The sequence below is a fragment of the Teichococcus aestuarii genome, assembly GCF_042651065.1.
GTDB classification, from domain to species: Bacteria; Pseudomonadota; Alphaproteobacteria; order Acetobacterales; family Acetobacteraceae; genus Pseudoroseomonas; species Pseudoroseomonas aestuarii.
This window is the reverse complement of sequence record NZ_JBHSCH010000011.1, coordinates 1-23,320: the sequence shown is the minus strand read 5'-3', so window position 1 is coordinate 23,320 and position 23,320 is coordinate 1. Positions and strand designations below refer to the sequence as shown.

The following is a 23,320-nucleotide window of genomic DNA, read 5'->3' as shown; positions in this document are numbered from 1 at the left end:
AAGCCAACGATGCAACGCCGATCCCTCCTGATCCTGGGCGGTGCCGCCCTCGCCTCCGCCGCCGCCGTGGTGGCGCTCGGCCCCGGCGGCCCGCCGCCGGCCGAGACCGGCGCGGCGCCGCTGATGTTCCGCGACCTCGCCACCCGCCTGCAGGGCGCCATGCGCATCGAGGTGGTGCGGCACGCGCAGAGCCTCGCCGTGCAGCGCCAGCCTGGCGATAGCTGGGTGCTGCCCGAGGTGGCGGGCTACCCGGTGCGGCCCGAGAAGGTGCGCGAGCTGCTGGTGGGGCTGACCGAGCTGCGCCTGGTGGAGCCGCGCACCGCCAACCCCGAGATGCTGGAGCGCCTCGGCCTGCAGGACCCGGACAAGCCGGGCTCCACCGGCGCCCTGCTGCGGGTGCTGGACGGCACCGGCGCGCCGATCGTGGCGCTGGTGGTGGGGCGCCGCCGCGTCCGCACCCAGGGCAACGTGCCGGAGAGCGTCTATGTCCGCCGCGCCGGCGAGACCCAGTCCTGGCTGGCGGAGGGCCGCCTGCCGCTGGATGCCGACGCGCAGCTCTGGATCGACCGCGACCTCGCCAACCTCCCGCGCGAGCGGGTGCTGCGGGTGCGGGTGGAGCGCGAGGATGCCCCCGCCCTGGTGCTGGCCAAGGGCGAAGGGCCGGATGGCCGCCTCGCCCTCGCCGAGCCGGCCGCCGCGCCGCCGCTGGAGCCGACGCGGCTCGACGCCGTGGCCAACGCCTTCGAATTCCTGACGCTCACCGATGTGCAGCGCGCCGCCGACATCCCCGGCACGCGGCTGGGCCGGGCGCGGTACACGCTGACCGACAATCTCGGCATCACCGTCACGCTGCACGAGCAGGGCGAGCAGGTGTGGGTGCTGCTGGAGGCCAGCGGCGATGCCGAGGCGGAGCGGCTGAACGCCCGCTGGCGCGGCTGGGCCTATCAGCTCGGCGCCTGGAAGCGCCGCGCCTTCCTGCCGACGCTGGAGGAATTGCGGCCGGAGGAAGCCCCCGCCGCGCCCGCCCCTGCCCCCCGGCCGGCGCCGTGAGCAGCCGGGAATATCCGGACCGGCCCTGGGTCGGCATCGGCGTCATCGCCTTCCGCGGGGAGGATGTGCTGCTGGTCCGCCGCAGCAAGCCGCCGCGCATGGGGGAATGGTCGATCCCCGGCGGCGCCCAGCACCTGGGCGAGACGGCCGAGGCCGCGGCGCGGCGCGAGCTGATGGAGGAGGCCGGCATCACCGTCGGCCCCCTCACCGTGGCGGTGGTGGTGGACGCGCTGAACCATGACGAGGCCGGGCGCGCCCGCTTCCACTACACCATCATCGACTTCGCCGGGCAGTGGACGGGCGGCGAGCCGGTGGCCGGCGACGATGTCAGCGAGGCGCGCTTCTTCCCGCCGGAAGAACTCGCTGGCCTCGGGCTGTGGGAGGAGGCGGTCCGCGCCATCGCCGAGGGGCGGAAGCGGCTGGCCGGCTGACCCCCGCCGGAGGCGAGACTCGCCGCAGCCCGCGCCCTATGCTGGGTCCGGCCTCAAAGGTGGACCATGGCTGAGCACATCGATTTCGGCTCGCTCAAGCTGCGCTTCCTGCGCGACCGGCACGAGACGGGCGGCAGCCTCGACATGTTCGAGATGACCCTCCAGCCGGAGGGGCGCATGCCGGTGCCGCACTACCATGAAAGCTGGGAGGAGACGGTCTATGGCCTCTCCGGCACCGTGACCTTCACGGTGGAGGGCCAGGACCGGGAGGTGGGGCCGGGCGAGAGCCTGTTCATCCCGCGCGGCGCGGTGCATGGCTTCAGCAACCGCAGCGGGGCGCCGGCCAGCTGCCTCTGCATCCTCACCCCGGGCGTGCTCGGCCCCGAATACTTCCGCGAACTGGCGGCCCTGCTGAAATCCGGCAGGCCGGACCCGGCGAAGGCGCGCGAGATCATGCTGCGGCACGGGCTGGTGCCGGCCTGAGCGGCAAGGCCGAGGCCGTGCAGCAGCCGCCGTGCCGCAGCCTCAGAGGTAGAGCTTTTCCTTCTCCAGCCCCGCATAGAGGCTGGCGACGTACTCGCCATAGCCGTTGAACAGCTTCGTCGGCACGCGCTCGTTGCTGCCGAGCAGCCGCTCATGCGCCTGGCTCCAGCGCGGATGCGGCACCTCGGGGTTCACATTGGCCCAGAAGCCGTATTCCGTCGGCTGCAACTGCTCCCAGAAGGAGACGGGGCGCTTGTCGGTGAAGCGGATGGTGGTGATCGCCTTGCCGCTCTTGAAGCCGTACTTCCACGGGAACAGCACACGGATGGGGCCGCCATTCTGCGGCGTCACCGGCTTGCCGTAGAGGCCCACCGCCATGAAGCACAGCTCGTTCGCCGCCTCGGCCAGTGTGCAGCCCTCGACATAGGGCCAGGGGTACCAGCTCTGCCGCAGGCCGGGCATGGTGCCGCGGTCGGCCACCGTGTGGAACTCGACGAACTTCGCGCCGGATTGCGGCCCGGCCAGCTTCAGCAGCTCGGCCATCGGAAAGCCGGTCCAGGGCACGGTCATCGCCCAGGCCTCGACGCAGCGGTGCCGCAGCACCCGCTCCTCCAGGCTCACCTTCTTCAGCAGGTCGTCGAGGCCGAGCTCCTGCGGGTTGTCCACCATGCCTTCCAGCTTCAGCGTCCAGGGGCGCTGCGGCAGGCGGGCGGCGGCGGAGGCCACGTTCTTGCTGCTGCCGAACTCATAGTAGTTGTTGTAGCTGGTGGCGTCCTTCTCCGGCGTCAGGGCGCGCTCGGGGCGGAAGGCGGGGTTGCGCATGGCGGCCATCGGGCTGGCCGCCTGCGCCCGCGCGCCCTGCCAGGGCAGCGCCGCGCCAGCGGCGATCAGCCCGCCGAGGCCCAGCGCCTTGCGCCGCCCCAGCACCAGATGCTCCGGCGTGGCGGCGGATTCGGGCAGTTCCCAGCCCCGGGGAATGCGGATCGGCATGGCTCGTCTCCCTGAACCTTTCCCAGCATGTAGGCCGCCCGCGGGAGAGGGAAAGGCCTCAGCGGCGGGCGGGCAGCAGCACCAGCGGCGGGGCCGCCGCATCCGCCGGCACCACCACGCGGTGCAACCGGTAGCGTTCGGCCTCGATGCCATGCCGGGCGCGCGTCACGCCCCCCTCCTCCACCGCACCCGGCCAGAGCGGCGGACCGCCGCGACGCTCGCTGCGCACCAGCAGCCCGGTGCCGCCGGGCGGCGGCGCGGCGAGGTCGAACAGGTCCCACCGGTCGCCGAGGGCGACGACGCGGGTGGCGGGCGGCAGGTGCAGCGCCAGCTCGCTGGCCAGGCCGTATTCCTCGGCGGCGATGAAGGCGGCGCCGCGCGCCGCGCGCTCCGCCTCCAGCGTGGCGGCGAATTCGGCCCAGCCGCCGAGCCGCGCCAGGGTGGGATCGCTGCGCCGGGGCAGCGGCAGCGGCGCGAAGGCGGCCTGCACCAGCACCAGCAGGGTCAGCCCCAGCCCCAGCGCCACGCCCGGCCGGCGCCAGCGTGCCCAGCGGGCGCCGAGGCAGCCCGCGGCGGCGAGGCAGGCCGTGGGATAGAGGATGGCCGGCCAGTTGCCCTGCACCCGGCTGCCGGTGGCCTGCCACAGGAACAGCAGCGCCGTGGGCACGGTGATGGCGGCCAGCAGCCCGGCCGCCGCCGCGCCCTCGCCCCGGCGCCACCACAGGCGGCAGGCGGCCACCGTGCCGGCAGCGCAGAGCAGGAAGATGATGGGTGTGGCCAGCCCCGCCTGCCCGCCCACCAATTCGCCCAGGTAGCGCAGCGCGGAGCCGGTGGCGGTGGCGCCCGCCCGTCCGCCCTGCTTGGCGAAGCTCACCCAGTCGTGCTGGGCGTTCCAGAGGATGACGGGGCTGAACACCAGCAGCGCCAGCGCGCCGCCGGCCCAGAGGCGCCAATCGGCCAGCCAGCGCCGCGCGCCTGGTTCCAGCAGCAGCCACAGCACCACGCCGCCGCCCAGCAGCACGGTGGTGTACTTGGACAGCAGCCCGAGCCCCGCGAGCAGGCCGAAGGCCAGCCACCAGCGCCCGTCCTGGCTGGCCTGCAGCCGCGCCAGCGCCCAGAGGGCGGCGCACCAGAACACCAGCAGCGGCGTGTCCGGCGTCATCAGCACCGCGCCGGCACCGAAGAGCAGCGTGGCGTTCAGCAGCGCCGCGGCCCAGGGCCCGGCCTGCCGGCCGGGAAAGAGACGCTCCCCCGCATCGGCCAGCAGCAGCGAGGCGGCGGCGACGCCCAGCGGCCCGAGCAGCCGCAGCCCCAGCGCCGTGTCGCCCGCCAGGGCTGAGCCGAGCGCCGTCCACAGCGCCACCATCGGCGGGTGGTCGTAGTAGCTGAGCGAGAGGGCACGGCCCCAGACCCAGTAATAGGCCTCGTCCGGCGCCGGCGGCAGCCACCACGCGGCGGCGAGGCGCAGCAGGGTCAGCGCCGCCAGCGCCCACAACCAGGTGGCGCCGCTCCAGCGCGCACCCATCAGCGGGCCCGCCAGACGAGGGTGGCGGAGACGGCGTAGTTCCACACCACCGTCAGCAGCGCGCCGGCCGCGCCGGCCAGGCCCCAGCTCGCCAGCTCGTCGCGCATCAGCAGGTCGGCGATGCCGACATTGGCCGCCACGCCGACGCCGCAGACCAGGTAGAACACCGCCAGCCCGCGCCACAGCGCGGCACCCCGCAGCCGCACGTCGCTGTAGGTGATGCGGTTGTTCAGCACGAAATTCGCCGTCATCGCCACGAGGCTGGCCACCCATTGGGCCTGCGCGAAGGGCAGCGGCCCGAGCGCCAGCGAGAGCACCGCCAGATGCACCACGATGCCGATGGCGCCCACGGCGGCGAAGGCCAGGAAGCGCAGCGGCAGCAGCCCATGCGACCACTTGTCCAGCAGCAGGGCCAGGAAATCGAGCAGCACCGTGGCGTCGAGCTTGGATTCGCCGGCCTGGCGCGGGCGGAAGGTGTAGGGCAGTTCCACCACGCGCAGCTTGCGGCCGGCGGAGAGCAGCAGGTCCAGCAGGATCTTGAAGCCCCGGCCGGTCAGGCGCGGCGCGATCTCCTCGGCCAGCGGGCGCGGCAGCATGAAGAAGCCGCTCATCGGGTCGGCCACCGGCACGGGAAGGAAGAACTGCGCAAGCGTGGTGCCGCCATCGCTGATGCGCCGCCGCAGGGAGGAGAAGCCCTCCGCCGCCTCGCCCCCCGCCACATGGCGGCTGCCGATGGCGACATCCCCCTCGCCCGCCCGCAGCGCTGCCAGCATGCGTGGCAGCAATGTCTCGTCGTGCTGCAGGTCACCGTCGATGACGGCAACATAACTGGCCGAGGAAGCAAGCATGCCCTCGACGCAGGCCGAGGACAGGCCGCGCCGGCCGACGCGCCGGATGCAGCGGATGCGCGGGTCCCGCGCCGCGATGCCGCGCGCCACCTGGGCCGTGCCGTCGGGGCTGTTGTCATCGACGAAGATGGCTTCCCAGGCGATTCCGCCAAGCGCCGCCTCCAGCCGTTCCACCATGGGCGCGACGTTGGGGGCCTCGTTGTAGCAGGGAATCACGACGGTGAGTTCGGGCGACGGCATGGTGGGGCGTGCTTAGCGCCCTTGCCGCCGAGGCACCAGCAACGGAGCGTGACGCGGCTTTCCGCTGGCCGCGAACCGGAGGATGTGCCGGTCCTCCTGCCCTGCCTGCGGCTGTGATGGTGCAGGCCCGGGCAGTCCCCATGCCTTCAGGGTCGTGCCAGAGGTCTTCCCGGGCGGCCCAGCCTTTCCGGCGGGCCTGGCGGGCGAATGCTGCTGTGCCGGTGACGTGCCGCGCGGTGGCGGCCGGGACCCCTCTCTTTCGTTGCTTGTCGGCCGCTTTGTGTGGTGGGTGCGTTTGCGGGGAAAGTTCGGGCTTTGCGGGGCGATAGTTTACAATAATTTTCTTTATACGATTATCGACAGGAAGTGGATGAGGCGGGAGAGACATAGGGAGTACCGCATTGTTGCGGCAGGCGATGGGACACATCCTGGGACGGCCCGCAGGGCACCAGGCAAGCGGCCACAGGCGGGCATGCAGGGGAAAGGCTTCGTGGTGGTCCCTGGCCTGCCGTGACGGCTGGAGAAAGCGCCGGCCTTTCCCTTCCCCCAAGCGGCGGTGGAGATGGCGGCGTGCCGTGCCAGCGCCACGTCCCGGTCGGCCGTGGCGTGCGTCCAGTGGTGCAGGGGGACGGGCTCTGCGCCCGAAAGGCCCGGTGTGGCGAGAAGAGCATCACCCCCTCCCCTCCCTGGGCAAATCCCATCGCCGGGCAAGTCGCGCCCTGGCGGCACCTGGCCCTTCCTTTCCGCGCCAGGTGCCGCTCGCCTGCCGGCCCGTACTCGCCTGCCGGCGCGTCCTCAACGCCAGTTTCGGTCGTGCTCGGCATGGGTGCGGAGATAGGCTTCCGGCGTGAAGTACCGATCGTAGAACTCGGTGTCGAGCCGATGGGCCTGCAGGTAGGTTTTGAGGAAGACCGGCGGCACCGTCGCGGGGAAGCGGCCGAAGGTCGTGAACACATACTCGGCCATCAGCGCGGCAATCTCGATCGCCTCGGCGTCGATCGCGGCGGCGCCGGAGCGGATCGCGGCATTCTCCCGGTAGGGCCCGCCCTGCTTCGGGTCGAAGGGGCCGCCCGCGCCGAATTTGCGCGCGACCGCCGCCTCCACCGCCGCGCGCATGCTGGCGTGGTGCGGCGGCACATGCGCCTCGAACACCCCGGGCAACCCGGTGATATGCGGCAGCGGGTTGTTCGGCAGCATGTCGAAGCGGAAGCCGAGGCCCGGCACGGCCGGATCGCCGCTCGCCCCCAGCACCGTGAAGGGATTGAGCCCGGTGTACATCCACCCGCCGAGGCCGAGCGCCTGCAGCATCAGCGCGCCCGCATAGCAGGCCGTGCCCATCTCCACCGACACGTCCGTGAGCGCGACCTGCTCGAGGAAGGTCATGGGGTAGGCCGCCTCCAGCTTCAGCCGGTGCGCGTAGCGCTCCAGCCCGGGGATCGGCCGGCCGTTCACGTCGTCGTAGATGCCGGTGCCGTTCTGCACGAGGTAGAGCAGCAGCAGGATGACGTGTTGCGCGAGGTCGGCCACCGGGAACACCAGGGTCGAGCCCGGCACGTTCGCGCACCAGGTATTGTGGCCTTCCATATGCGGCATCGCCGCCGGGATGTTGAGCCGGCCATCGGCCAGCTTCACGATCCGCGCGCGGTGCGCGTCGAGCCAGGCACCCAGCTCCGTGCCCGCAGCGGCCGGCACCGGGGTCATGTCCCGCGTCGGCAGGAAATACACCCCGGTGTCATCGGTGAAGAAGAACTCCAAGGTGTTGAAGCCGGCTGAGGACGGAAAGCTGCGCCCGCCCGCGGCGGTGATGTAGTTGGGCAGGCGGGGCGCGTAGCCGGGGTGGTGGGCGAACAGCTCCACCCAGCCGGTGTTCCCGGCGATGGTGGCGATGAGCAGCATCTGCTCAAGCGGATCCAGCGCTTCCGGCGCCTGGCGCGAGGCGAAGGCGAGCGGCCCCGCGGGGATCGACGCGCCCTTGGCGAAGCGGCGGGACCGGCGGCCGTGGATCGCCTCGATCAGCGGGAAGGCGGCCGCCTTCGCCAGGCCGCGCGGGCGGTTGCCAAGTGAATCCAGCAGGGTCCTGCCGCGCGCGCCCAGGGCATCCGCCTGGGCAAGACCCAGCCCGCCGAGGACCGCGCCGGCGCCGAGCAGCGTCGCGCCGTACAGCTTGCGTCTAGTGGTGTCGAGCATCGAAGCCTCCGTTCCGCATGGTTGCGGTGCCTGTCCTTCGCATGCGGCCTTCGCGAGGCGTCAGACGCGGAATCGACGAAACCGGTCCGGACATGCCAAGCTGGCCTCATGATCGCGCCTCGTGCCCCGGCCCGCATCTCGGTCTGTCTCGTGGCCGTGCCCGAAATCGCCACGGGCGTGCTGAACGGCCTCTACGAGGTGTTCTCCTTCGTGGGCTCGGGCTGGGAGATGCTGACGGGCTGGCCACCAGGACCGGCCCGCTTCCTGCCGCGGATCGTCGCTGCGGACCGGGCGCCATTCCGCAACCTGGCCGGGCTGCCCATCGCTCCGGAGCTCGGCTTCGCCGAGGTGAAGCGGACGGATATCGTGGTCGTCGGCGACCTCGCCCTGGCGCGGGACGAGGACACCCGTGGACGGTGGCCGGAGGCGGTGGCGTGGCTTCAGCGCCAGCATGCGCAGGGCGCGCTGGTCTGCTCGGTCTGCACAGGGTCGCTCATGCTGGCCGAGGCGGGGCTGCTGGAGGGCGAGGAGGCGACCTGCCACTGGGCGGCAACCGACCAGATCCGCCGCCGCTATCCCGGTGTCCGCCTGCATCCCGAGCGCGTGCTGGTGACGGCGGGGGTCGGTCACCGGCTGGTCACCGCCGGTGGTTCGGCCTCCTGGACCGACCTTGCGCTCTACCTCGTGGCCCGCTTCTGCGGCGAGGAGGAGGCGCGGCGGACCGCCAAGCTGTTCCTGTTCGGGGACCGCAGCGACGGGCAGCTGCCCTTCGCCGCCCGCGTCCGGCCACGCCAGCACGAGGATGCTGCTGTCGCGGCGGCTCAGCTCTGGATTGCCCGGAACTACGACTGCGCCCATCCGGTGGCCGGGATGACGCAGGTCTCCGGCCTGGCGCCCCGAACCTTCATCCGCCGCTTCCAGGCAGCGACGGGCTATGTTCCGCTCGACTACGTCCAGTCGCTCCGCATCGAGGAAGCCAAGCAGATGCTGGAAACCTCGGACGCGCCGATCGACGCGGTTGCCGCGGAGGTCGGCTACACCGAGCCCGCCGCCTTCCGCCGTGTCTTCAAGCGCGCGACCGGTATCGCTCCGAACCAATACCGGCAGCGCTTCCGCTGGATGTCGGCGGCCTGACCGCCCTGGGAGGAGCTGCTGTTCCGCGGGCTTGGAGGGCGAGCGCGTGCCCCCGGTGCGCCGGCTCTCCGGCGATGACTTCGCCGCCAAGGATGCGGCCTGGCAAGGCCACACCGTGGAGGGGCGGCCATCCACCTCGGCCAATCGGCTGTGCCCCGCAGCAGGCGGGCGGTGTCATGCGCCTTCGGGCACCCATGCCGGCCTGATCGGCACCAGGCCCGGGCGCGGCCTGCGTTTGGGGCATCGGCCGTGGCGCGGCACTGTCCTGCTCGCCAGGCCCGGCCCACCTGCGGGCGGGAGGCTTGAGCTTCGCCTTGAAGGCAGGTCCCACGCCCCTCCTCCGCAGGAACCCAGGGGCCATGCCGATCCGCTTCCCTTTTGGGGAGCAGCAATGAATTCCTGATTTTACAGGGTCAGGGAGATCGGGATCCAATCGTCCAGATCCCCAGCTCTGGAGAAGGTCCGTTCCAGACCCGGGATCACTCCGCCAACCCAGGCGGAACCTGGATCTCCAGACGGCCTCGGCTTGGCCACAGAGCGAGTTTCCGAGAAGGGAATGGTGTGCCCGCAGGGACTCGAACCCTGGACCCCAAGATTAAAAGTCTCGTGCTCTACCGACTGAGCTACGGGCACATGGGGAGACGGGCGGGAGAAACCCTCCCGCGCCGCCCCTGTCAAGTCTCGCGATATGCCGCGAGGGCGGTTCAGGCCGCGTCGGCGGCGATCTGCGCCTTCATCAGGCGGTCCGGCTCGCGCACCATGCCGCTCTGGCCGGCGCCGCGCTTGATCTTGTCCACGAACTCCATGCCCGAGGTCACCTGGCCCCAGATCGTGTACTGGCCGTCCAGGCTGGAGGCCGGCGCGAACATGATGAAGAACTGGCTGTTGGCGCTGTTCGGGTTGGCGGTGCGGGCCATGCCGCAGACGCCGCGCAGGAAGCGCGCCTTGGCCGGCGGGCTGAACTCGGCGGGAAGGTCGGGCAGCTGGCTGCCGCCGGTGCCGGTGCCGGTCGGGTCGCCGCCCTGCGCCATGAAGCCTTCGATCACGCGGTGGAAGGGCGTGCCGTCATAGAAGCCCTGGCGCACCAGGGTCTTGATGCGCTCGACATGCTGGGGCGCGAGGTCGGGGCGCAGCTTGATGACGACGCGGCCATCCTTCAGATCGAAGAACAGCGTGTTCTCGCGATCGTCCTGGGCGGCGGCCTCGTTGGTGGTGGCTTCGGTCATCATGATCCCCGTGATGGCGATGGAACTGGCGAGCAGGCTGCGACGGCGCATCCTGTGTCACTCCCCTTGGTGTGGCGCGCGTACCCGGGCAAGGGTGCGCTCACGCGTCAGATGCGGCACGAAGGTGGAGATATCCCCCCCCAGCCGCGCGATCTCCTTGACGAAGCGCGAGGAGATGAAATGGTTGCCCTCGCTGGCCATCAGGAACAGCAGCTCGATCTCGGGATCGAGCCGGCGGTTCATGCCGGCCATCTGGAACTCGTAGTCGAAATCGGTGACGGCGCGCAGGCCGCGCACGATCACCTCGGCGCCAACGTCCCGCGCGAAGCCGACCAGCAGCCCCTCGAAAGGCACCACCTCGATGATGGTGCCGGTGCGCCGGGCGATGATCTCCGCCTCGGCGCGCACCAGCTCCACGCGCTCCTCCAGCGGGAAGAGAGGCCCCTTCCCCGCATTCATCGCCACGCCTACCACCAGCCGGTCCAGGATGCGGGCGGCGCGGTGGATGATGTCGACATGCCCGTTGGTGATCGGGTCGAAGGTGCCGGGATAGATGCCGCTGCGCGGTGGGCGCCTCGTCTCAGACACCGGCCTCGTCCTCCACATCCGCCTCGGGCGCCGCGCCGGCCGGGTCCTGCACCTGGTCCTGATCCTGCCCCTGCTCCTCGACGACGGTGAAGCAGGAGGTGACACGCTCCTCCCCATCCAGCCGCAGCATCATCACGCCCATGGCCGAGCGGCCGGTGACGCGCACCTGATCGACCGGCAGGCGGATCAGCCGGCCATTGTCGGTGACGAGCATCACGTCGTCGCCCGGACGCACCGGGAAGGTGGCCACCACCTCGCGCCCCGTGCGCTTGACCAGGGTGATGTTGGCGATGCCCTGCCCGCCCCGGCCGGTGACGCGGTACTCATAGGCGGAGCTGCGCTTGCCGAAGCCGCCATCCGTCACGGTGAGCAGGATCTCCTCCTGCTCCTCCAGCTCGGAGAATCGCTCGGGCGAGAGGGCGATCTCGGTGCCCGCCTCCTCGGCATTCTCCTCAGCGAGCGAGGCCTCGGCCTCGGCCGCCGCCTCGGCGCTTTCCTCGGCGGTGCGGCGCTTCTGCGCGGCCTGCTTCAGGTAGGCGGCGCGCTCCTCGACGCTGGCATCCACATGCCGCAGCACGGAAAGCGCGATGACCTCGTCCTTCGGCGCCAGCCGGATGCCGCGCACGCCGGTGGAATCGCGGCCCGCGAAGACGCGCAGCGTGTCCACATCGGCGACGAAGCGGATGGCCCGCCCGCCGCGCGTGGCCAGCAGCACATTGTCGCCCTCGCGGCAGGTGGAGACGCCGATCAGGCTGTCCCCCTCGTCCAGCTTCATGGCGATGAGGCCGGAGGAGCGGACATTCTTGAAGTCGGACAGCCGGTTGCGGCGGACATTGCCCTGCGCCGTGGCGAAGACGAGGTGCAGGTTCTCCCACAGCCCCTCATCCTGCGGCAGCGGCAGCACGGCGGTGACGTATTCCTCCGCCTGCAACTGGAGAAGCTGGCGCAGCGAGCGGCCGCGCGCGGTGGGGCCGGCCTCGGGCAGCTTCCACACCTTCTCGCGGAAGGCCATGCCGCGGCTGGTGAAGAACAGCACCCACTGGTGGGTGTGCGCGTTGAAGCTGCGGATGACGACGTCGTCCTGCCGCATGTTGGCGCTGCTGCGGCCGCGCCCGCCGCGATTCTGCGCGCGGAAGGTCTCGAGCGGCGTGCGCTTGACGTAGCCGTCGCGCGTCAGCGTCACCACCATCAGCCCGGGCTCGATCAGGCTCTCATCGTCCTGGTCGGCGAGGCCGTCGACGATCTCGGAGAGGCGCGGATTGGCGATCTGCGCGCGCACGGCGCGCAGCTCCTCCGCCATCAGCTCCAGCCGGCGCGGGCGGGAGGAGAGGATGTCCAGCAGCTCGCGGATGCGCCCCGCCACCTCGTCCAGCTCGGCGTTGATCTTGTCGCGCTCGAGTCCGGTCAGGCGCTGCAGGCGCAGCTCCAGGATGCCGCGCGCCTGCGCCTCGGTCAGCTTCACCGTCTCGTCGACGACGATGTTGCCGGAATCATCCACCAGTTCCAGCAGCGGCCCGACATCGGCGATCGGCCAGTCGCGCGCCATCAGCGCGGTGCGGGCGGTCACCGCGTCCGGGCTCTCGCGGATCAGCCGGATCACCTCGTCGATGTTGGCCACGGCGATGGCGAGGCCCACCAGCAGGTGGCCACGGTCGCGCGCCTTGGCGAGGCGGTAGCGCGAGCGGCGGAGGATCACCTCCTCGCGGAAGTCGATGAAGGCGAGCAGCGCCTGGCGCAGCCCCATCTGCTGCGGCCGCCCCTCGTGCAGGGCGAGGAAGTTCACCGCGAAGGAGGTCTGCAGGTTGGTGTACCGGTAGAGGTGGTTCAGCACCACCTCGGCCGTCGCGTCCTTCTTCAGCTCGATGACGATGCGCAGGCCGGAGCGGTCGCTCTCGTCGCGCAGGTCGCTGATGCCCTCGATCTGCTTGGTCCGCACCAGATCGGCGATGCGCTCGATCAGCGTCGCCTTGTTCACCTGGTAGGGGATCTCGGAAATGGCGATCAGGCTGCGCCCGCCGCGCATCTCCTCGATCTCGGCGCGCGCGCGCAGGATGACGCTGCCGCGCCCCGTCTCGAAGGCGGAGCGGATGCCGGCGCGGCCGAGGATCAGCGCCCCGGTCGGGAAATCCGGCCCGGGGATGATCTGCATCAGCGCTTCGAGGGTGGTGTCGGGGTCCTCGATCAGCTTCAGCGTCGCGTCGATCACCTCGCCCGGGTTGTGCGGCGGGATGTTGGTCGCCATGCCGACGGCGATGCCGTTGGCGCCGTTCACCAGCAGGTTCGGGAAGGCGGCGGGGAGGACGCGCGGCTCCTCGGCGCTCTCGTCGTAGTTCGGCGCGAAGTCGACGGTGTCCTCGTCGATGCCTTCCAGCAGCGCGGCGGCGGATTTGCCGAGGCGGGCCTCGGTGTAGCGCATGGCCGCCGGCGGGTCGCCGTCCATCGAGCCGAAATTGCCCTGGCCGTCGATCAGCGGCACGCGCAGCGAGAAGGTCTGCGCCATGCGCACCATGGCGTCGTAGATCGCGCTGTCGCCATGCGGGTGGTACTTACCCATCACGTCGCCGACGACGCGGGCGGATTTCTTGTACGGCTTGTCCGAGGTGAAGCCGTTCTCGTTCATCGAGAACAGGATGCGGCGGTGCACCGGCTTCAGCCCGTCGCGCACATCCGGCAGGGCGCGCGCGACGATGACGCTCATCGCATAGTCGAGGTAGGAGCGGCGCATCTCCTCCTCGAGCGCGATCGGCAGGGTGCCTTCCGGCGGAATATGGGCGGCGCGCCCGGTTCCGTTGTCGCCCGTGCCGTTGTCGCTCTCGCTCACGCGGTCATCCCATGCAGCAAAGTGGGGGGTGGGCCGGCCCGGCGCGAGGCGCGCGGTGGCGGGGTCTTCCTCCACGGAAAATCCCAGCCCTTATAGCCGCTTTGGCGCGTTCCGCCAAACGCCGCCGGGCGGGATTTTCACCCCGCCCAGCCAAGGGCTTAGGCTGCCGCGGCCACCGGCGAGTTGCGCTTCAGCACCGCCACCGCCAGCGCGGTGACGGCGGTGCCGGCCAGGATGGCCAGCAGGTAGCCCAGCGGGTTGCCCACCGCGCCGGGGATGCCGACGACGAAGATGCCGCCATGCGGCGCCCGCAGCGTGCAGCCGAACAGCATCGACAGCGCCCCGGCCACGGCGGAACCCGCGATCAGCGCCGGGATGACGCGCACCGGGTCCTTCGCCGCGAAGGGGATGGCGCCCTCGGAGATGAAGGCGGCGCCGAGCACGGCGGCGGCCTTGCCGGCATCCCGCTCCTCCTGGCTGAAGCGGCTGCGGGCGATGAAGGTGGCCACCGCGATGCCGAGCGGCGGCGTCATGCCGGCGGCCATCACCGCCGCCATCGGCGCGTAGGTCTCGGAGCCGAGCAGGCCGACGCCGAAGGCATAGGCGGCCTTGTTCACCGGCCCGCCCATGTCCACCGCCATCATCGCGCCGAGCACGAGACCGAGGATGACGGCATTGGAGGTGCCCATGCCGCGCAGGAACTCGGTGAGCCAGGCCAGCGCCGCCGCGATCGGCGTGCCGAGCACATAGATCATCAGCAGGCCGGTGATCAGCGAGGCCAGCAGCGGGATGACGAGGACGGGCTTGAGGCCCTCCAGGCTTTCCGGGAAAGGCAGCCTGTCGCGCAGGAACTTGGCCACATAGCCGGCCAGGAAGCCGGCGACGATGCCACCCAGGAACCCCGCCCCCACCGCGCCGGCCAGCGAGCCGCCGACGAAGCCCGGCGCCAGCCCCGGCCGGTCGGCGATGGAGAAGGCGATGAAGGCGGCCAGCACCGGCACCATCAGGGCAAGGGCCGACTGCGCGCCGATCTGGAACAGCGCCGCCGGCAGCGTGCCCGGCTCCTTGAAGGCCTCGATGCCGAAGGCGAAGGAAAGCGCGATGCAGAGGCCGCCCGCCGTGACCAGCGGGATCATGTAGGAAACGCCGGTCATCAGGTGCTTGTAGGCGCCCGGCGCCTGCCCGGCCTTGGCGGGCGCGGGCGTGGCGGCGCCGCCGGCCGGGGCGCCGCCCTGCGGCTCGGCGGCCAGCGCCCGGTTGATCAGCCCGGCGCCGTCCTTCAGCGCGTCGCCCGTGCCGGCGGTGATCAGGCGCTTGCCGGCGAAGCGGGCGATGTCCACGCCGGTGTCGGCGGCGATCACCACGGCATCGGCGGCGGCGATCTCCTCCGGCGTCAGCGCGTTCTTGGCGCCGACCGAGCCCTGCGTCTCCACCTTGATCGTGTGGCCGAGCCTGGCCGCCGCCTTCTCCAGCGCCGCCGCCGCCATGAAGGTGTGGGCGATGCCGGTGGGGCAGGCGGTGATGGCGACGAGCTTTCTCGGCCCCTCGCCGCCCGCGGCGGTGGCAGGGCTGGCGGCCGGAGCGCCAGCCGGGGCGGCCTGCGGCGCGGCCGCCACCGGGCGCGGCAGCAACGCCAGCGAGGCGGCCGAGCGCAGCGCCTGCTCCGGCCGGCGGATCGCCTCGATGATGGTGGTGGCGATCAGCGGCCGGCCGGCATGGCGCGCGGCATCGGCGGTGGCGTCGCCCACCAGCAGCACGGCATCGGGCGTGAAGTTCGGGGCGGGGGCCCCGGCGGTGTCGAGGGTCAGGTCCAGGGCGGCCCGTTCCGCCGCGTCGCGCAGCGCCTCGGCGGCCATGGTGGCATGCGGGGCGCTGGCGGCGTGGCGGATGACGGCGAGCAGCCGGGTCGGCGCGGCATGGCCGGGATCAGAGGGCATGGCACTCGTCCTGCTGAGAAAGGCGGAAGCGCCCGGCGATGCGCCGGGCAGGCGATGGGTGCGGCAAGGGCTCAGAGCCGCTCGACATGGGCGGCTTCGGCCAGGCGGGTGATCTCGGCCAGGGCCGGGCTGCCGCCCACGGGGCGGGAGACGGCGGCGGCGGCACACCCCGTGGCCAGCCGTGCCATCGCCTCCGGCGGCAGGCCGCGCGCCAGGGCGGCGGTGAGCCCGGCCACCATGGCATCCCCGGCGCCGACCGTGGTGGTCAGGCGCACCCGGGGCGGCGTCACCCAGAGCGCGGCCTCCGGCAGGGCGAAGAGCGCGCCCTCGCCGCCGGCCGAGACCACCACGCTGCCGATGCCCTGTGCCTGCATCTCCCGCGCGGCGGCCAGCAGCGCGGCGCGGTCCGGCAGGGCGCGGCCGAGCAGCGCGGAAAGCTCATCCCGGTTCGGCTTGATCAGAGTGGGCTTCGCGGCCAGCGCGGCCTCGAAGGCGGGGCCGCTGCTGTCCAGCACCACGCGGGCGCCCTGGCCGCGCAGCCGTTCCGTCAGCCAGGCCAGGGCACCGGGCGCCAGCCCCGGCGGCAGGCTGCCAGACAGCACGGCGATGGCAGGGCCATAGGCCAGCTTCGCCGCCACCGCCTCCAGCGCGCCTTCCGGCGTGGCGGCACCGGGCGGGTTGATGTCGGTCACAGCCCCCCCTTCAGCCTCGGTCTCCACCAGCTTGACGTTGATGCGGCAGCGGCCCGGCACGGGCACGAAATCCGCGGCGACCCCCTGCCCGTCCAGGAACTCGGCGAAGGCGGGGATGTCGGCGGCGCCGAGCAGGCCGGTGGCGAGCGACGCCTCGCCCAGCACGCCCAGCATGACGGAGACGTTGACCCCCTTCCCCGCCGGCCGCAGCTCCGCCGCGCCTGCCCGGTTCACCTCGCCCCGCGCCAGCCGGGGCAGCGGGATGGTGAGATCGAGCGCCGGGTTCAGGGTGACGGTGGCAATGGAAGGATGGGCGATGCGGGGCGGCATCAGCCGGCCTCGCCCAGGGCGCGCAGCGCGGGCAGCGCCCGCACCTCGGCCGCCGTGGCGCAGCCCAGCGCGGCGCGCGCCACCGCCTCGGCCTGCGCCATGGAAAGGGCGCGGATCTGCGCCTTCAGCGCGGCCACGTTCGGGATGGAGACGGAAAGCTCATCCACGCCAAGGCCCACCAGGATCGGCGCCGCCATCGGGTCCGCCGCCATGTTGCCGCAGACGCCCACCCAGCGGCCGCGCGCATGGGCGGCCTGCACCGTCATCTGGATCAGCCGGAGCACGGCGGGGTCCAGCGCGTCCGAGCGGGCGCCCAGCGTCGGGTGCAGCCGGTCCACCGCCAGGGTGTACTGCGTCAGGTCGTTGGTGCCGATGGAGAAGAAATCCGCCTCGCGGGCAAGCTGGTCCGCCATCACCGCCGCCGAGGGCACCTCGACCATAATGCCCACCTCGACCGGCGGGGTGGCGAGGGAGAGGCGCTCCTTCTCGATCAGCTCGCGCGCCGCGCGGAGATCGGCCAGGCCATCGACCATCGGCAGCATGATGCGGATGTCGCCGTGGCGGGCAGCACGCAGCGCGGCGCGGATCTGGGGGCGGAACAACGCCGGCTCGGCCAGCGACAGGCGCAGTCCCCGCAGGCCGAGGAAGGGGTTGGCCTCGGCGGGGTGGTTGACGAAGCGCAGCGGCTTGTCGCCCCCCGCATCCAGCGTCCGCAGCACCACGGGCAGGCCGCCGAAGCCCTCGGCCAGCCGGCGGTAGAGCTCGTACTGCTCCTCCTCGGAGGGCGGCTCGGCGCGCTCGTCGAACAGGAACTCGCTGCGGACCAGGCCGGTGCCCTCGGCGCCGGCGGCCACCGCCTCGATGGCCTCCTCCGGGCGGCGGACATTGGCCGCGACCTCGACGCGGTGGCCGTCCTGGGTGATGGCGGGGCGGAAGGCGGCGCGCTTCGCCGCCTCGGCGCGCTCGGCGCCGCGCGCGCGGGCGGCCTCGGCGCGGCGGATTGCATCCGCGTCGGGGTTGGGAATCAGCCGGCCCCGGTCGCCATCCAGCACCACGGGGGTGCCATCGGCCAGCGCCAGCACCCCCTGCCCGGCCGCGACCACGGCGGGGATGCCCAGTGCGCGGGCCAGGATGGCGGTGTGCGCCGTCGGCCCGCCCGCCGCCGTCACCAGCCCGACGACGCGGGCGGGGTCGAGATTGGCGGTCTCGGAGGGGGTGAGGTCCTCGGCGGCGATGACGGCGCGCTCCGGCACCGGCGCCACCGTCTCGCTGCCACCCACCAGGTGGCGCAGCACGCGGCGCGCCACGTCCTTGAGGTCGGTAGCGCGCTCGGCCAGCAGCGGGTCGCCGATGCCGGCCAGGGCCGTGGCGCGCGACCTCGCCGCGCCATCCCAGGCGGCGGGGGCGGAGGCGCCACCCTCGATCGCGCGGTGCGCCTCGGCCAGCAGCTCCGGGTCCTCCAGGAACTCGGCGTGAGCGGCGAAGATGGCGGCGTGCTTGTCGCCCACGCGCTGCGCCATCTCGGCGGAGACGGTCTTCAGCTCGGCGCGGGCGGCCTCCAGCGCCGCCTCCAGCGCCGCCTTCTCGCCCGCCGGGTCGGCCGCCGTCTCGGCATAGCCGGCGGCCTCGGAGCGGAAGCGGTGCAGCACGCCGATGGCGATGCCGGGGCTGGCCGGCAGGCCGGCGATGGCGCCCGCCTCCAGCGGCTCGTCGGCTGCGGCGGCGGGCGCGGCATCGGCGGGGGTGGCCGGGGCCTCGTCGCGGTCGCCCAGCTCGTCGGCGAAGGCGGCGCGCAGCTTCTCCACCGCCAGCGCCGCCTCGGGGCCGATGGCGCTCAGCGTCATCGCCGCGCCGGGCCCGGCGCCGAGCTGCAACAGGGCGATCATGCTCCTGGCGTCGGCCCGGCGGTCGCCATGCGTCAGGGTGATGCGGGCATCGAAGCCCTTGGCGAGCTGCGCCAGCAGCTTGGCCGGGCGGGCGTGCATGCCGGCGGCGGCGGGGGCGTGCACCTCGGTGGTCAGCGTCTCGCCCGGCGCCGCTGCGGGAGCCTGGGCGGGAGCGGCATCGGCGGCGGGCAGCGGCGCATCCGGGTCCAGCGCGGCCAGAATCGCCTGCTTGTCGCCGGTGCGGGCCAGCCGGGCGGCCAGCGCCTCCTCACCCAGCACGTCGGTCAGGCGGCGCAGCACCGCGATGTGCTCATCCCCCTGCGCCGCGATGGCCACCACCAGATGCGCCACATCCTCGCCGTTCCAGCGCACCCCCTCCGGCACCTGCAGCACGGCGATGCCGGTGCGGGCGATCAGCCCGCGGTCGCCCCGCTGCCCGTGCGGAATGGCGATGCCGTTGCCGAGGAAGGTGTCCGCCTCGCCTTCCCGGCGCAGCATGCTGTCGGCATAGGCGGCATCGATGGCGCCGGACTCGACCAGGAGCTGCGCGGCCTCGCGGATCGCAGCCTCCTTGTCGGCGGGCTGGGCGGCGAGGCGGATGCGGTCTGCGGTGAGGATCACGGGCCTGCTGGTTCCTGTCGTCCGGCGGTCGAAATGCGTCGGCCCGCGCGAGGCGGGCCGGGCATAGATTGCAATGCGATCAGGAAAAGGCAATCGGCGGCGGCCTTTCCCGGCCGCCCCCCGGTTCAGAACGGGATGTCGTCGTCCAGGTCGCTGCCGCCGCCCTTGGGGGCGTCCCAGCCGCCGCGCTGCGGGCGGGCGGCCCCGCCGCCATTTCCGCCAGCACCGCCAGCACCGCCACCGCTGCGGCCGCCGCCATAGCCGCCGCTGCGCTCGCCGCCGCCCTCATAGCCGCCGCCACCGCCGCCCCCGGCGCCACCGCCGCCCTCGCCGCCGCGGCCGTCGAGCAGGGTCAGCTCACCGCCGAAATTGCGGATCACCACCTCGGTGGAATAGCGGTCCTGGCCGGCCTGGTCCTGCCACTTGCGGGTCTCCAGCTTGCCCTCGACATAGACCTTGCTGCCCTTGCGGAGATACTTCTCGGCGATCTCGCCCACCTTCTCGTTGAAGATGGCCACCGAATGCCATTCGGTGCGCTCCTGCCGGTTGCCTTCGCGGTCCTTGTAGGTGTCGGTCGTGGCGAGGCGCAGGTTCACCACCCGCCCGCCATTCTGGAAGTTCCGCACCTCCGGGTCCCGACCCAGGTTGCCGATCAGGATCACCTTGTTGACGCTGCCGGCCATGCTGCCCGGTCCTTCATCCGTTCTCGCCCGCCAGGCCGGGCGCACCCCGCCGCGACGGGCGGGGCACGGTCCGGTCCCGGCGGGCCCGTTTCACATTCATGTGCGTGCCCGGACGGTGCCCGCGAAGGGGCCGGAGGGCGCGCATCGGTGCAACCTAGCCATACCAACTTGGCTCGGCCAGCCCCGTTACCGGAACCTTGTCCTGTCCGCGCGCACGCCCACTTCCCGCGAGCACTTCCCGTGGGCGGCGGATACTGGCACAAAGCGCACCGGAACACAATGTGAACGCCCCTTCCCGTCCCCCCGATGCCCCTGAGCAGGAGCCGCCGTTGAAGACGCTGCCGAAGACCTCGCTGGCCCCCGCCGGGCAACCCCAGGGCCAGAAGGACCAGATCCGCATCCGCGGCGCGCGTCAGCACAACCTGAAGAATGTCGACATCGACATTCCGAAGCACACGCTGACGGTCATCACCGGCCTCTCCGGCTCGGGCAAATCCTCCCTCGCCTTCGACACCATCTATGCCGAGGGGCAGCGCCGCTACGTCGAGAGCCTCTCGGCCTATGCGCGGCAGTTCCTGCAGCTGATGCAGAAGCCGGACGTCGATTCCATCGAGGGGCTCTCCCCGGCCATCTCGATCGAGCAGAAGACGACGAGCCACAACCCGCGCTCGACCGTCGGCACGGTGACCGAGATCCACGACTACATGCGCCTGCTCTGGGCGCGTGCGGGCGTGCCCTACTCCCCCGCCACCGGCCTGCCGATCGAGGCGCAGACGGTGAGCCAGATGGTGGACCGGGTGCTCGCCATGCCCGAGGGCACGCGGCTGCTGCTGCTGGCCCCCGTGGTGCGCGGCAAGAAGGGCGAGTTCCGCAAGGAGCTGGCCGAGTACCAGCGCCGTGGCTTCGAGCGCGTCAAGATCAACGGCACGCTGATGCGCGTCGAGGAGGCGCCCAGCCTCGACAAGCGCAAAAAGCACGACATCGAGGTGGTGGTGGACCGCGTCGTCGTCGGCAATGAGGGCCTGTCGCAGCGGCTGGCGGACAGCTTCGAGACGGCGCTGGCCCTGGCCGACGGCGTGGCCTACGCGGAGGATGCCGACAGCGCCGAGCGCACGGTGTTCAGCAGCCGCTACGCCTGCCCCGTCTCCGGCTTCACACTCGAAGAAATCGAGCCGCGGCTGTTCTCCTTCAACTCGCCGCAGGGCGCCTGCCCGGTCTGCGACGGCCTCGGCACGGAAAGCTTCTTCGACCCCGCCCTGGTGGTGCCGGACGACACCCGCAGCATCGCCGACGGCGCCATCGCCGCCTGGGCCGGCAACAGCGCGCCCTATTACGACCAGACGCTGGAGAGCCTGGCCGGGCATCTCGGCGTCAAGACCAGCATCCCCTGGGGCGAGCTGCCCGAGCGGGCGCGGGACGCCATCCTGAACGGCACGGGCAGCGAGGTGGTGAAGCTGCGCTACAAGGACGGGCTGCGCGCCTACGAGGTGAAGAAGCCCTTCGAGGGCGTGCTGCCCAACCTCGCCCGCCGCCTGCGCGAGACGGACAACCCCTGGGTGCGCGAGGACATGGCCCGCTACCAGGCGGACCGGCCCTGCCATGCCTGCTGCGGCGCCCGCCTCAAGCCCGAGGCGCTGTCGGTGAAGGTGGCGGGGATGCACATCGCCGGGGCCAGCGAGCTGTCCATCCGCAAGGCGCTGCCCTGGTTCGAGGGGGTGGAGGAGACCCTCACCCCGCAGCGCGCCGAGATCGCCCGCCGCATTCTAAAGGAGATCATCGAGCGGCTGCGCTTCCTGCTCGATGTGGGGCTGGACTACCTCTCCCTCGCCCGGTCCTCCGCCACCCTCTCGGGCGGCGAGAGCCAGCGCATCCGGCTGGCCAGCCAGATCGGCTCCGGCCTCACCGGCGTGCTCTACGTGCTGGACGAGCCCTCCATCGGCCTGCACCAGCGCGACAACGAGCGGCTGCTCGGCACGCTGCGGCGGTTGCGCGACCTCGGCAACACCGTGCTGGTGGTGGAGCATGACGAGGACGCCATCCGCACCGCCGACCACCTGATCGACATCGGGCCGGCCGCCGGCGCGGGCGGCGGGCGCGTCATCGCCCAGGGCACGCCGGAGGAGGTGGCGCGGCACCCGGACAGCGTGACGGGCGCCTATCTCTCCGGCCGCCGCGCCATCGCCGTGCCCGAGAAGCGGCGCCCGGTGGACGGGAAGCGGATGCTGCGCGTCGTCGGCGCCACCGGCAACAACCTGCGGGGCCTGAGCGCGGGCATCCCGCTCGGCACCTTCACCTGCGTCACCGGAGTCTCGGGCGGCGGCAAGTCCACCTTCGTCATCGAGACGCTCTACAAGGCCGTGGCGCGCCGGCTGATGGGCGCGGGCACCGTGCCCGCGCCGCATGAGCGGATCGAGGGGCTGGAGCATCTCGACAAGATCATCGACATCGACCAGTCGCCGATCGGCCGCACGCCGCGCTCCAACCCGGCCACCTATACCGGCCTGTTCGCGCCGATCCGCGACTGGTTCTCGGAACTGCCGGACAGCCGCTCGCGTGGCTACAAGCCCGGGCGCTTCAGCTTCAACGTCAAGGGCGGGCGCTGCGAGGCCTGCCAGGGCGACGGCGTGCTGAAGATCGAGATGCACTTCCTGCCCGATGTCTACGTCACCTGCGACACCTGCAAGGGCAAGCGCTACAACCGCGAGACGCTGGAGGTGAAGTTCCGCGGCAAGTCGATCGCCGATGTGCTGGAGATGACGGTGGAGGAAGGGCTGGAGTTCTTCTCCGCCGTGCCCGCCATCCGCGAGAAGCTGCGCGTGCTGAGGGAGGTGGGGCTCGGCTACATCCATCTCGGCCAGCAGGCCACCACCCTCTCGGGCGGCGAGGCGCAACGCATCAAGCTTTCCAAGGAGCTGTCCCGCCGCGCCACGGGCCGCACCCTCTACATCCTCGACGAGCCGACCACCGGCCTGCATTTCGAGGATGTGCGCAAGCTGCTGGAGGTGCTGCACCAGCTGGTGGAGCAGGGCAACACGGTGGTGGTGATCGAGCACAACCTCGAGGTCATCAAGACCGCCGACTGGCTGCTCGACCTCGGCCCCGAGGGCGGCGATGGCGGCGGGCAGATCGTCGCCGAAGGCACGCCGGAGGAGGTGGCGGCGGTGCCGGAGAGCCACACCGGGCGCTTCCTCGCCCCGCTGCTGCCGGCCAGGCCCGCCAGGAAGCGCAAGCGCGCCTGAACTGACCACGCCTGACATGGGAAAGCTCGGGGAGGACGCCCTCCCCGGGCTTTCCTGCGCTTCCGGGCCGGCTCAGCGCACCGAGAAGCGGACCGGCACCGTCAGCGTCACCGGGTCTCCCATCTCGGGCGGCGGCGCGGGCAGCGGCGAGGCGCGCTGGATCATGGCCAGGATCTCCTCGTCCAGCTCGGCATGGCCGGTGCCGCGCACCAGGCGCCAGCCCGTCACCGTGCCATCGCCCCGCATGCTGAAGGTCAGCACGCCGGTGCCCTCCTGGCGGCGAAGCCGGGCGGCGGTGGGGTAGCGCTTGGCCCGCTCCAGCGCGCTGCTGAGGCGGCTGACATAGCTGGCCGGCGGCGCGGCCGGGCGGGCGGGCGCCGCCTGAGGCGCGGCGGGGCCGGCCGCCACG

General features: G+C 72.2%; 17 protein-coding genes and 1 tRNA gene. 5 read left to right on the top strand and 13 right to left on the bottom strand.

Annotated elements, in window-relative coordinates; all coding sequences use genetic code 11:
• Positions 1-9 precede the first annotated feature (9 nt).
• The 3 genes from ACFOY6_RS06995 to ACFOY6_RS06985 all read left to right on the top strand — a co-directional run bounded on the left by ACFOY6_RS06995 (position 10) and on the right by ACFOY6_RS06985 (position 1,964).
• A complete protein-coding gene (locus tag ACFOY6_RS06995) occupies positions 10-1,050 on the top strand; it encodes a DUF4340 domain-containing protein (RefSeq protein ID WP_379649778.1) in 1,041 nt (346 codons plus the stop codon).
• Positions 1,047-1,481: an NUDIX hydrolase gene (locus ACFOY6_RS06990; protein WP_109518388.1), complete on the top strand. Its 435-nt coding sequence runs from the start codon at positions 1,047-1,049 to the stop codon at positions 1,479-1,481. The genes ACFOY6_RS06995 and ACFOY6_RS06990 overlap by 4 nt, the downstream gene beginning before the upstream one ends.
• A gap of 66 nt (positions 1,482-1,547) precedes the next feature.
• Positions 1,548-1,964, top strand: a complete 417-nt coding sequence (locus ACFOY6_RS06985) for a cupin domain-containing protein (RefSeq protein ID WP_379634165.1) — start codon at positions 1,548-1,550, stop codon at positions 1,962-1,964.
• A gap of 42 nt (positions 1,965-2,006) precedes the next feature.
• Here ACFOY6_RS06985 and msrP read toward each other — a convergent pair whose 3' ends face one another.
• The 4 genes from msrP to ACFOY6_RS06965 form a co-directional block, all read right to left on the bottom strand.
• Positions 2,007-2,954: a protein-methionine-sulfoxide reductase catalytic subunit MsrP gene (gene msrP, locus ACFOY6_RS06980; protein ID WP_379634163.1), complete on the bottom strand. Its 948-nt coding sequence runs from the start codon at positions 2,952-2,954 to the stop codon at positions 2,007-2,009.
• Positions 2,955-3,012: 58 nt separating this feature from the next.
• Positions 3,013-4,479, bottom strand: coding sequence for a glycosyltransferase family 39 protein (locus tag ACFOY6_RS06975; protein ID WP_379649776.1), 1,467 nt, complete (start codon positions 4,477-4,479; stop codon positions 3,013-3,015).
• On the bottom strand, positions 4,479-5,567 hold the full coding sequence (locus ACFOY6_RS06970) for a glycosyltransferase family 2 protein (protein ID WP_379649774.1): 1,089 nt from the start codon (positions 5,565-5,567) through the stop codon (positions 4,479-4,481). Before ACFOY6_RS06970 ends, ACFOY6_RS06975 begins: the two co-directional genes overlap by 1 nt.
• 795 nt (positions 5,568-6,362) lie before the next feature.
• Positions 6,363-7,754, bottom strand: coding sequence for a hypothetical protein (locus ACFOY6_RS06965; protein ID WP_379649772.1), 1,392 nt, complete (start codon positions 7,752-7,754; stop codon positions 6,363-6,365).
• 108 nt (positions 7,755-7,862) lie between these two features.
• Between ACFOY6_RS06965 and ACFOY6_RS06960 the strand changes: the two genes are divergently transcribed.
• Positions 7,863-8,888, top strand: a complete 1,026-nt coding sequence (locus ACFOY6_RS06960) for a GlxA family transcriptional regulator (RefSeq protein ID WP_379649770.1) — start codon at positions 7,863-7,865, stop codon at positions 8,886-8,888.
• 557 nt (positions 8,889-9,445) lie between these two features.
• Here the strand turns inward: ACFOY6_RS06960 and ACFOY6_RS06955 are convergent.
• The 8 genes from ACFOY6_RS06955 to ssb all read right to left on the bottom strand — a co-directional run bounded on the left by ACFOY6_RS06955 (position 9,446) and on the right by ssb (position 19,672).
• Positions 9,446-9,521, bottom strand: a tRNA-Lys gene (locus ACFOY6_RS06955).
• A gap of 71 nt (positions 9,522-9,592) precedes the next feature.
• Positions 9,593-10,114, bottom strand: a complete 522-nt coding sequence (locus ACFOY6_RS06950; RefSeq protein ID WP_109518413.1) for a peptidylprolyl isomerase — start codon at positions 10,112-10,114, stop codon at positions 9,593-9,595.
• A gap of 57 nt (positions 10,115-10,171) precedes the next feature.
• The gene (gene coaD, locus ACFOY6_RS06945) at positions 10,172-10,702 is read right to left on the bottom strand and encodes a pantetheine-phosphate adenylyltransferase (RefSeq protein ID WP_379649768.1); all 531 of its coding nucleotides are present in this window, start codon (positions 10,700-10,702) and stop codon (positions 10,172-10,174) included.
• Positions 10,695-13,469 carry a DNA gyrase subunit A gene (gyrA, locus tag ACFOY6_RS06940; protein ID WP_109518414.1) on the bottom strand — a complete coding sequence of 925 codons (2,775 nt, stop codon included), beginning with the start codon at positions 13,467-13,469 and terminating at the stop codon, positions 10,695-10,697. Before gyrA ends, coaD begins: the two co-directional genes overlap by 8 nt.
• Before the next feature lie 212 nt (positions 13,470-13,681).
• The gene (locus ACFOY6_RS06935) at positions 13,682-15,460 is read right to left on the bottom strand and encodes a fructose-specific PTS transporter subunit EIIC (protein WP_379649766.1); all 1,779 of its coding nucleotides are present in this window, start codon (positions 15,458-15,460) and stop codon (positions 13,682-13,684) included.
• A 71-nt stretch (positions 15,461-15,531) separates the two neighbouring features.
• Positions 15,532-16,482, bottom strand: coding sequence for a 1-phosphofructokinase family hexose kinase (locus tag ACFOY6_RS06930; protein WP_379649764.1), 951 nt, complete (start codon positions 16,480-16,482; stop codon positions 15,532-15,534).
• Positions 16,482-18,989, bottom strand: a complete 2,508-nt coding sequence (gene ptsP, locus ACFOY6_RS06925; RefSeq protein ID WP_379649762.1) for a phosphoenolpyruvate--protein phosphotransferase — start codon at positions 18,987-18,989, stop codon at positions 16,482-16,484. The genes ACFOY6_RS06930 and ptsP overlap by 1 nt, the downstream gene beginning before the upstream one ends.
• A 125-nt stretch (positions 18,990-19,114) precedes the next feature.
• Complete coding sequence (gene ssb, locus ACFOY6_RS06920) at positions 19,115-19,672, bottom strand: single-stranded DNA-binding protein (protein ID WP_109517742.1); 558 nt, start codon at positions 19,670-19,672, stop codon at positions 19,115-19,117.
• Between the two features lie 338 nt (positions 19,673-20,010).
• Here ssb and uvrA point away from each other — a divergent pair, with 338 nt between their 5' ends.
• Positions 20,011-22,911, top strand: coding sequence for an excinuclease ABC subunit UvrA (gene uvrA, locus ACFOY6_RS06915; protein ID WP_379649855.1), 2,901 nt, complete (start codon positions 20,011-20,013; stop codon positions 22,909-22,911).
• A gap of 72 nt (positions 22,912-22,983) precedes the next feature.
• On the opposite strand, the gene ACFOY6_RS06910 is transcribed toward uvrA, so the two are convergent.
• The coding region (locus tag ACFOY6_RS06910) for an energy transducer TonB family protein (protein ID WP_379649760.1) at positions 22,984-23,320 on the bottom strand (337 nt) is incomplete at its 5' end.

Bases quoted from the DNA above. Each gene is read 5' to 3' on its own strand.
- ACFOY6_RS06995 (WP_379649778.1), top strand. From the start codon at position 10: ATGCAACGCCGATCCCTCCTGATCCTGGGCGGTGCCGCCCTCGCCTCC.
- ACFOY6_RS06985 (WP_379634165.1), top strand. From the start codon at position 1,548: ATGGCTGAGCACATCGATTTCGGCTCGCTCAAGCTGCGCTTCCTGCGC.
- msrP (WP_379634163.1), bottom strand. From the start codon at position 2,954: ATGCCGATCCGCATTCCCCGGGGCTGGGAACTGCCCGAATCCGCCGCC.
- ACFOY6_RS06975 (WP_379649776.1), bottom strand. From the start codon at position 4,479: ATGGGTGCGCGCTGGAGCGGCGCCACCTGGTTGTGGGCGCTGGCGGCG.
- ACFOY6_RS06970 (WP_379649774.1), bottom strand. From the start codon at position 5,567: ATGCCGTCGCCCGAACTCACCGTCGTGATTCCCTGCTACAACGAGGCC.
- ACFOY6_RS06965 (WP_379649772.1), bottom strand. From the start codon at position 7,754: ATGCTCGACACCACTAGACGCAAGCTGTACGGCGCGACGCTGCTCGGC.
- ACFOY6_RS06960 (WP_379649770.1), top strand. From the start codon at position 7,863: ATGATCGCGCCTCGTGCCCCGGCCCGCATCTCGGTCTGTCTCGTGGCC.
- ACFOY6_RS06950 (WP_109518413.1), bottom strand. From the start codon at position 10,114: ATGACCGAAGCCACCACCAACGAGGCCGCCGCCCAGGACGATCGCGAG.
- ACFOY6_RS06935 (WP_379649766.1), bottom strand. From the start codon at position 15,460: ATGCCCTCTGATCCCGGCCATGCCGCGCCGACCCGGCTGCTCGCCGTC.
- ACFOY6_RS06930 (WP_379649764.1), bottom strand. From the start codon at position 16,482: ATGCCGCCCCGCATCGCCCATCCTTCCATTGCCACCGTCACCCTGAAC.
- ssb (WP_109517742.1), bottom strand. From the start codon at position 19,672: ATGGCCGGCAGCGTCAACAAGGTGATCCTGATCGGCAACCTGGGTCGG.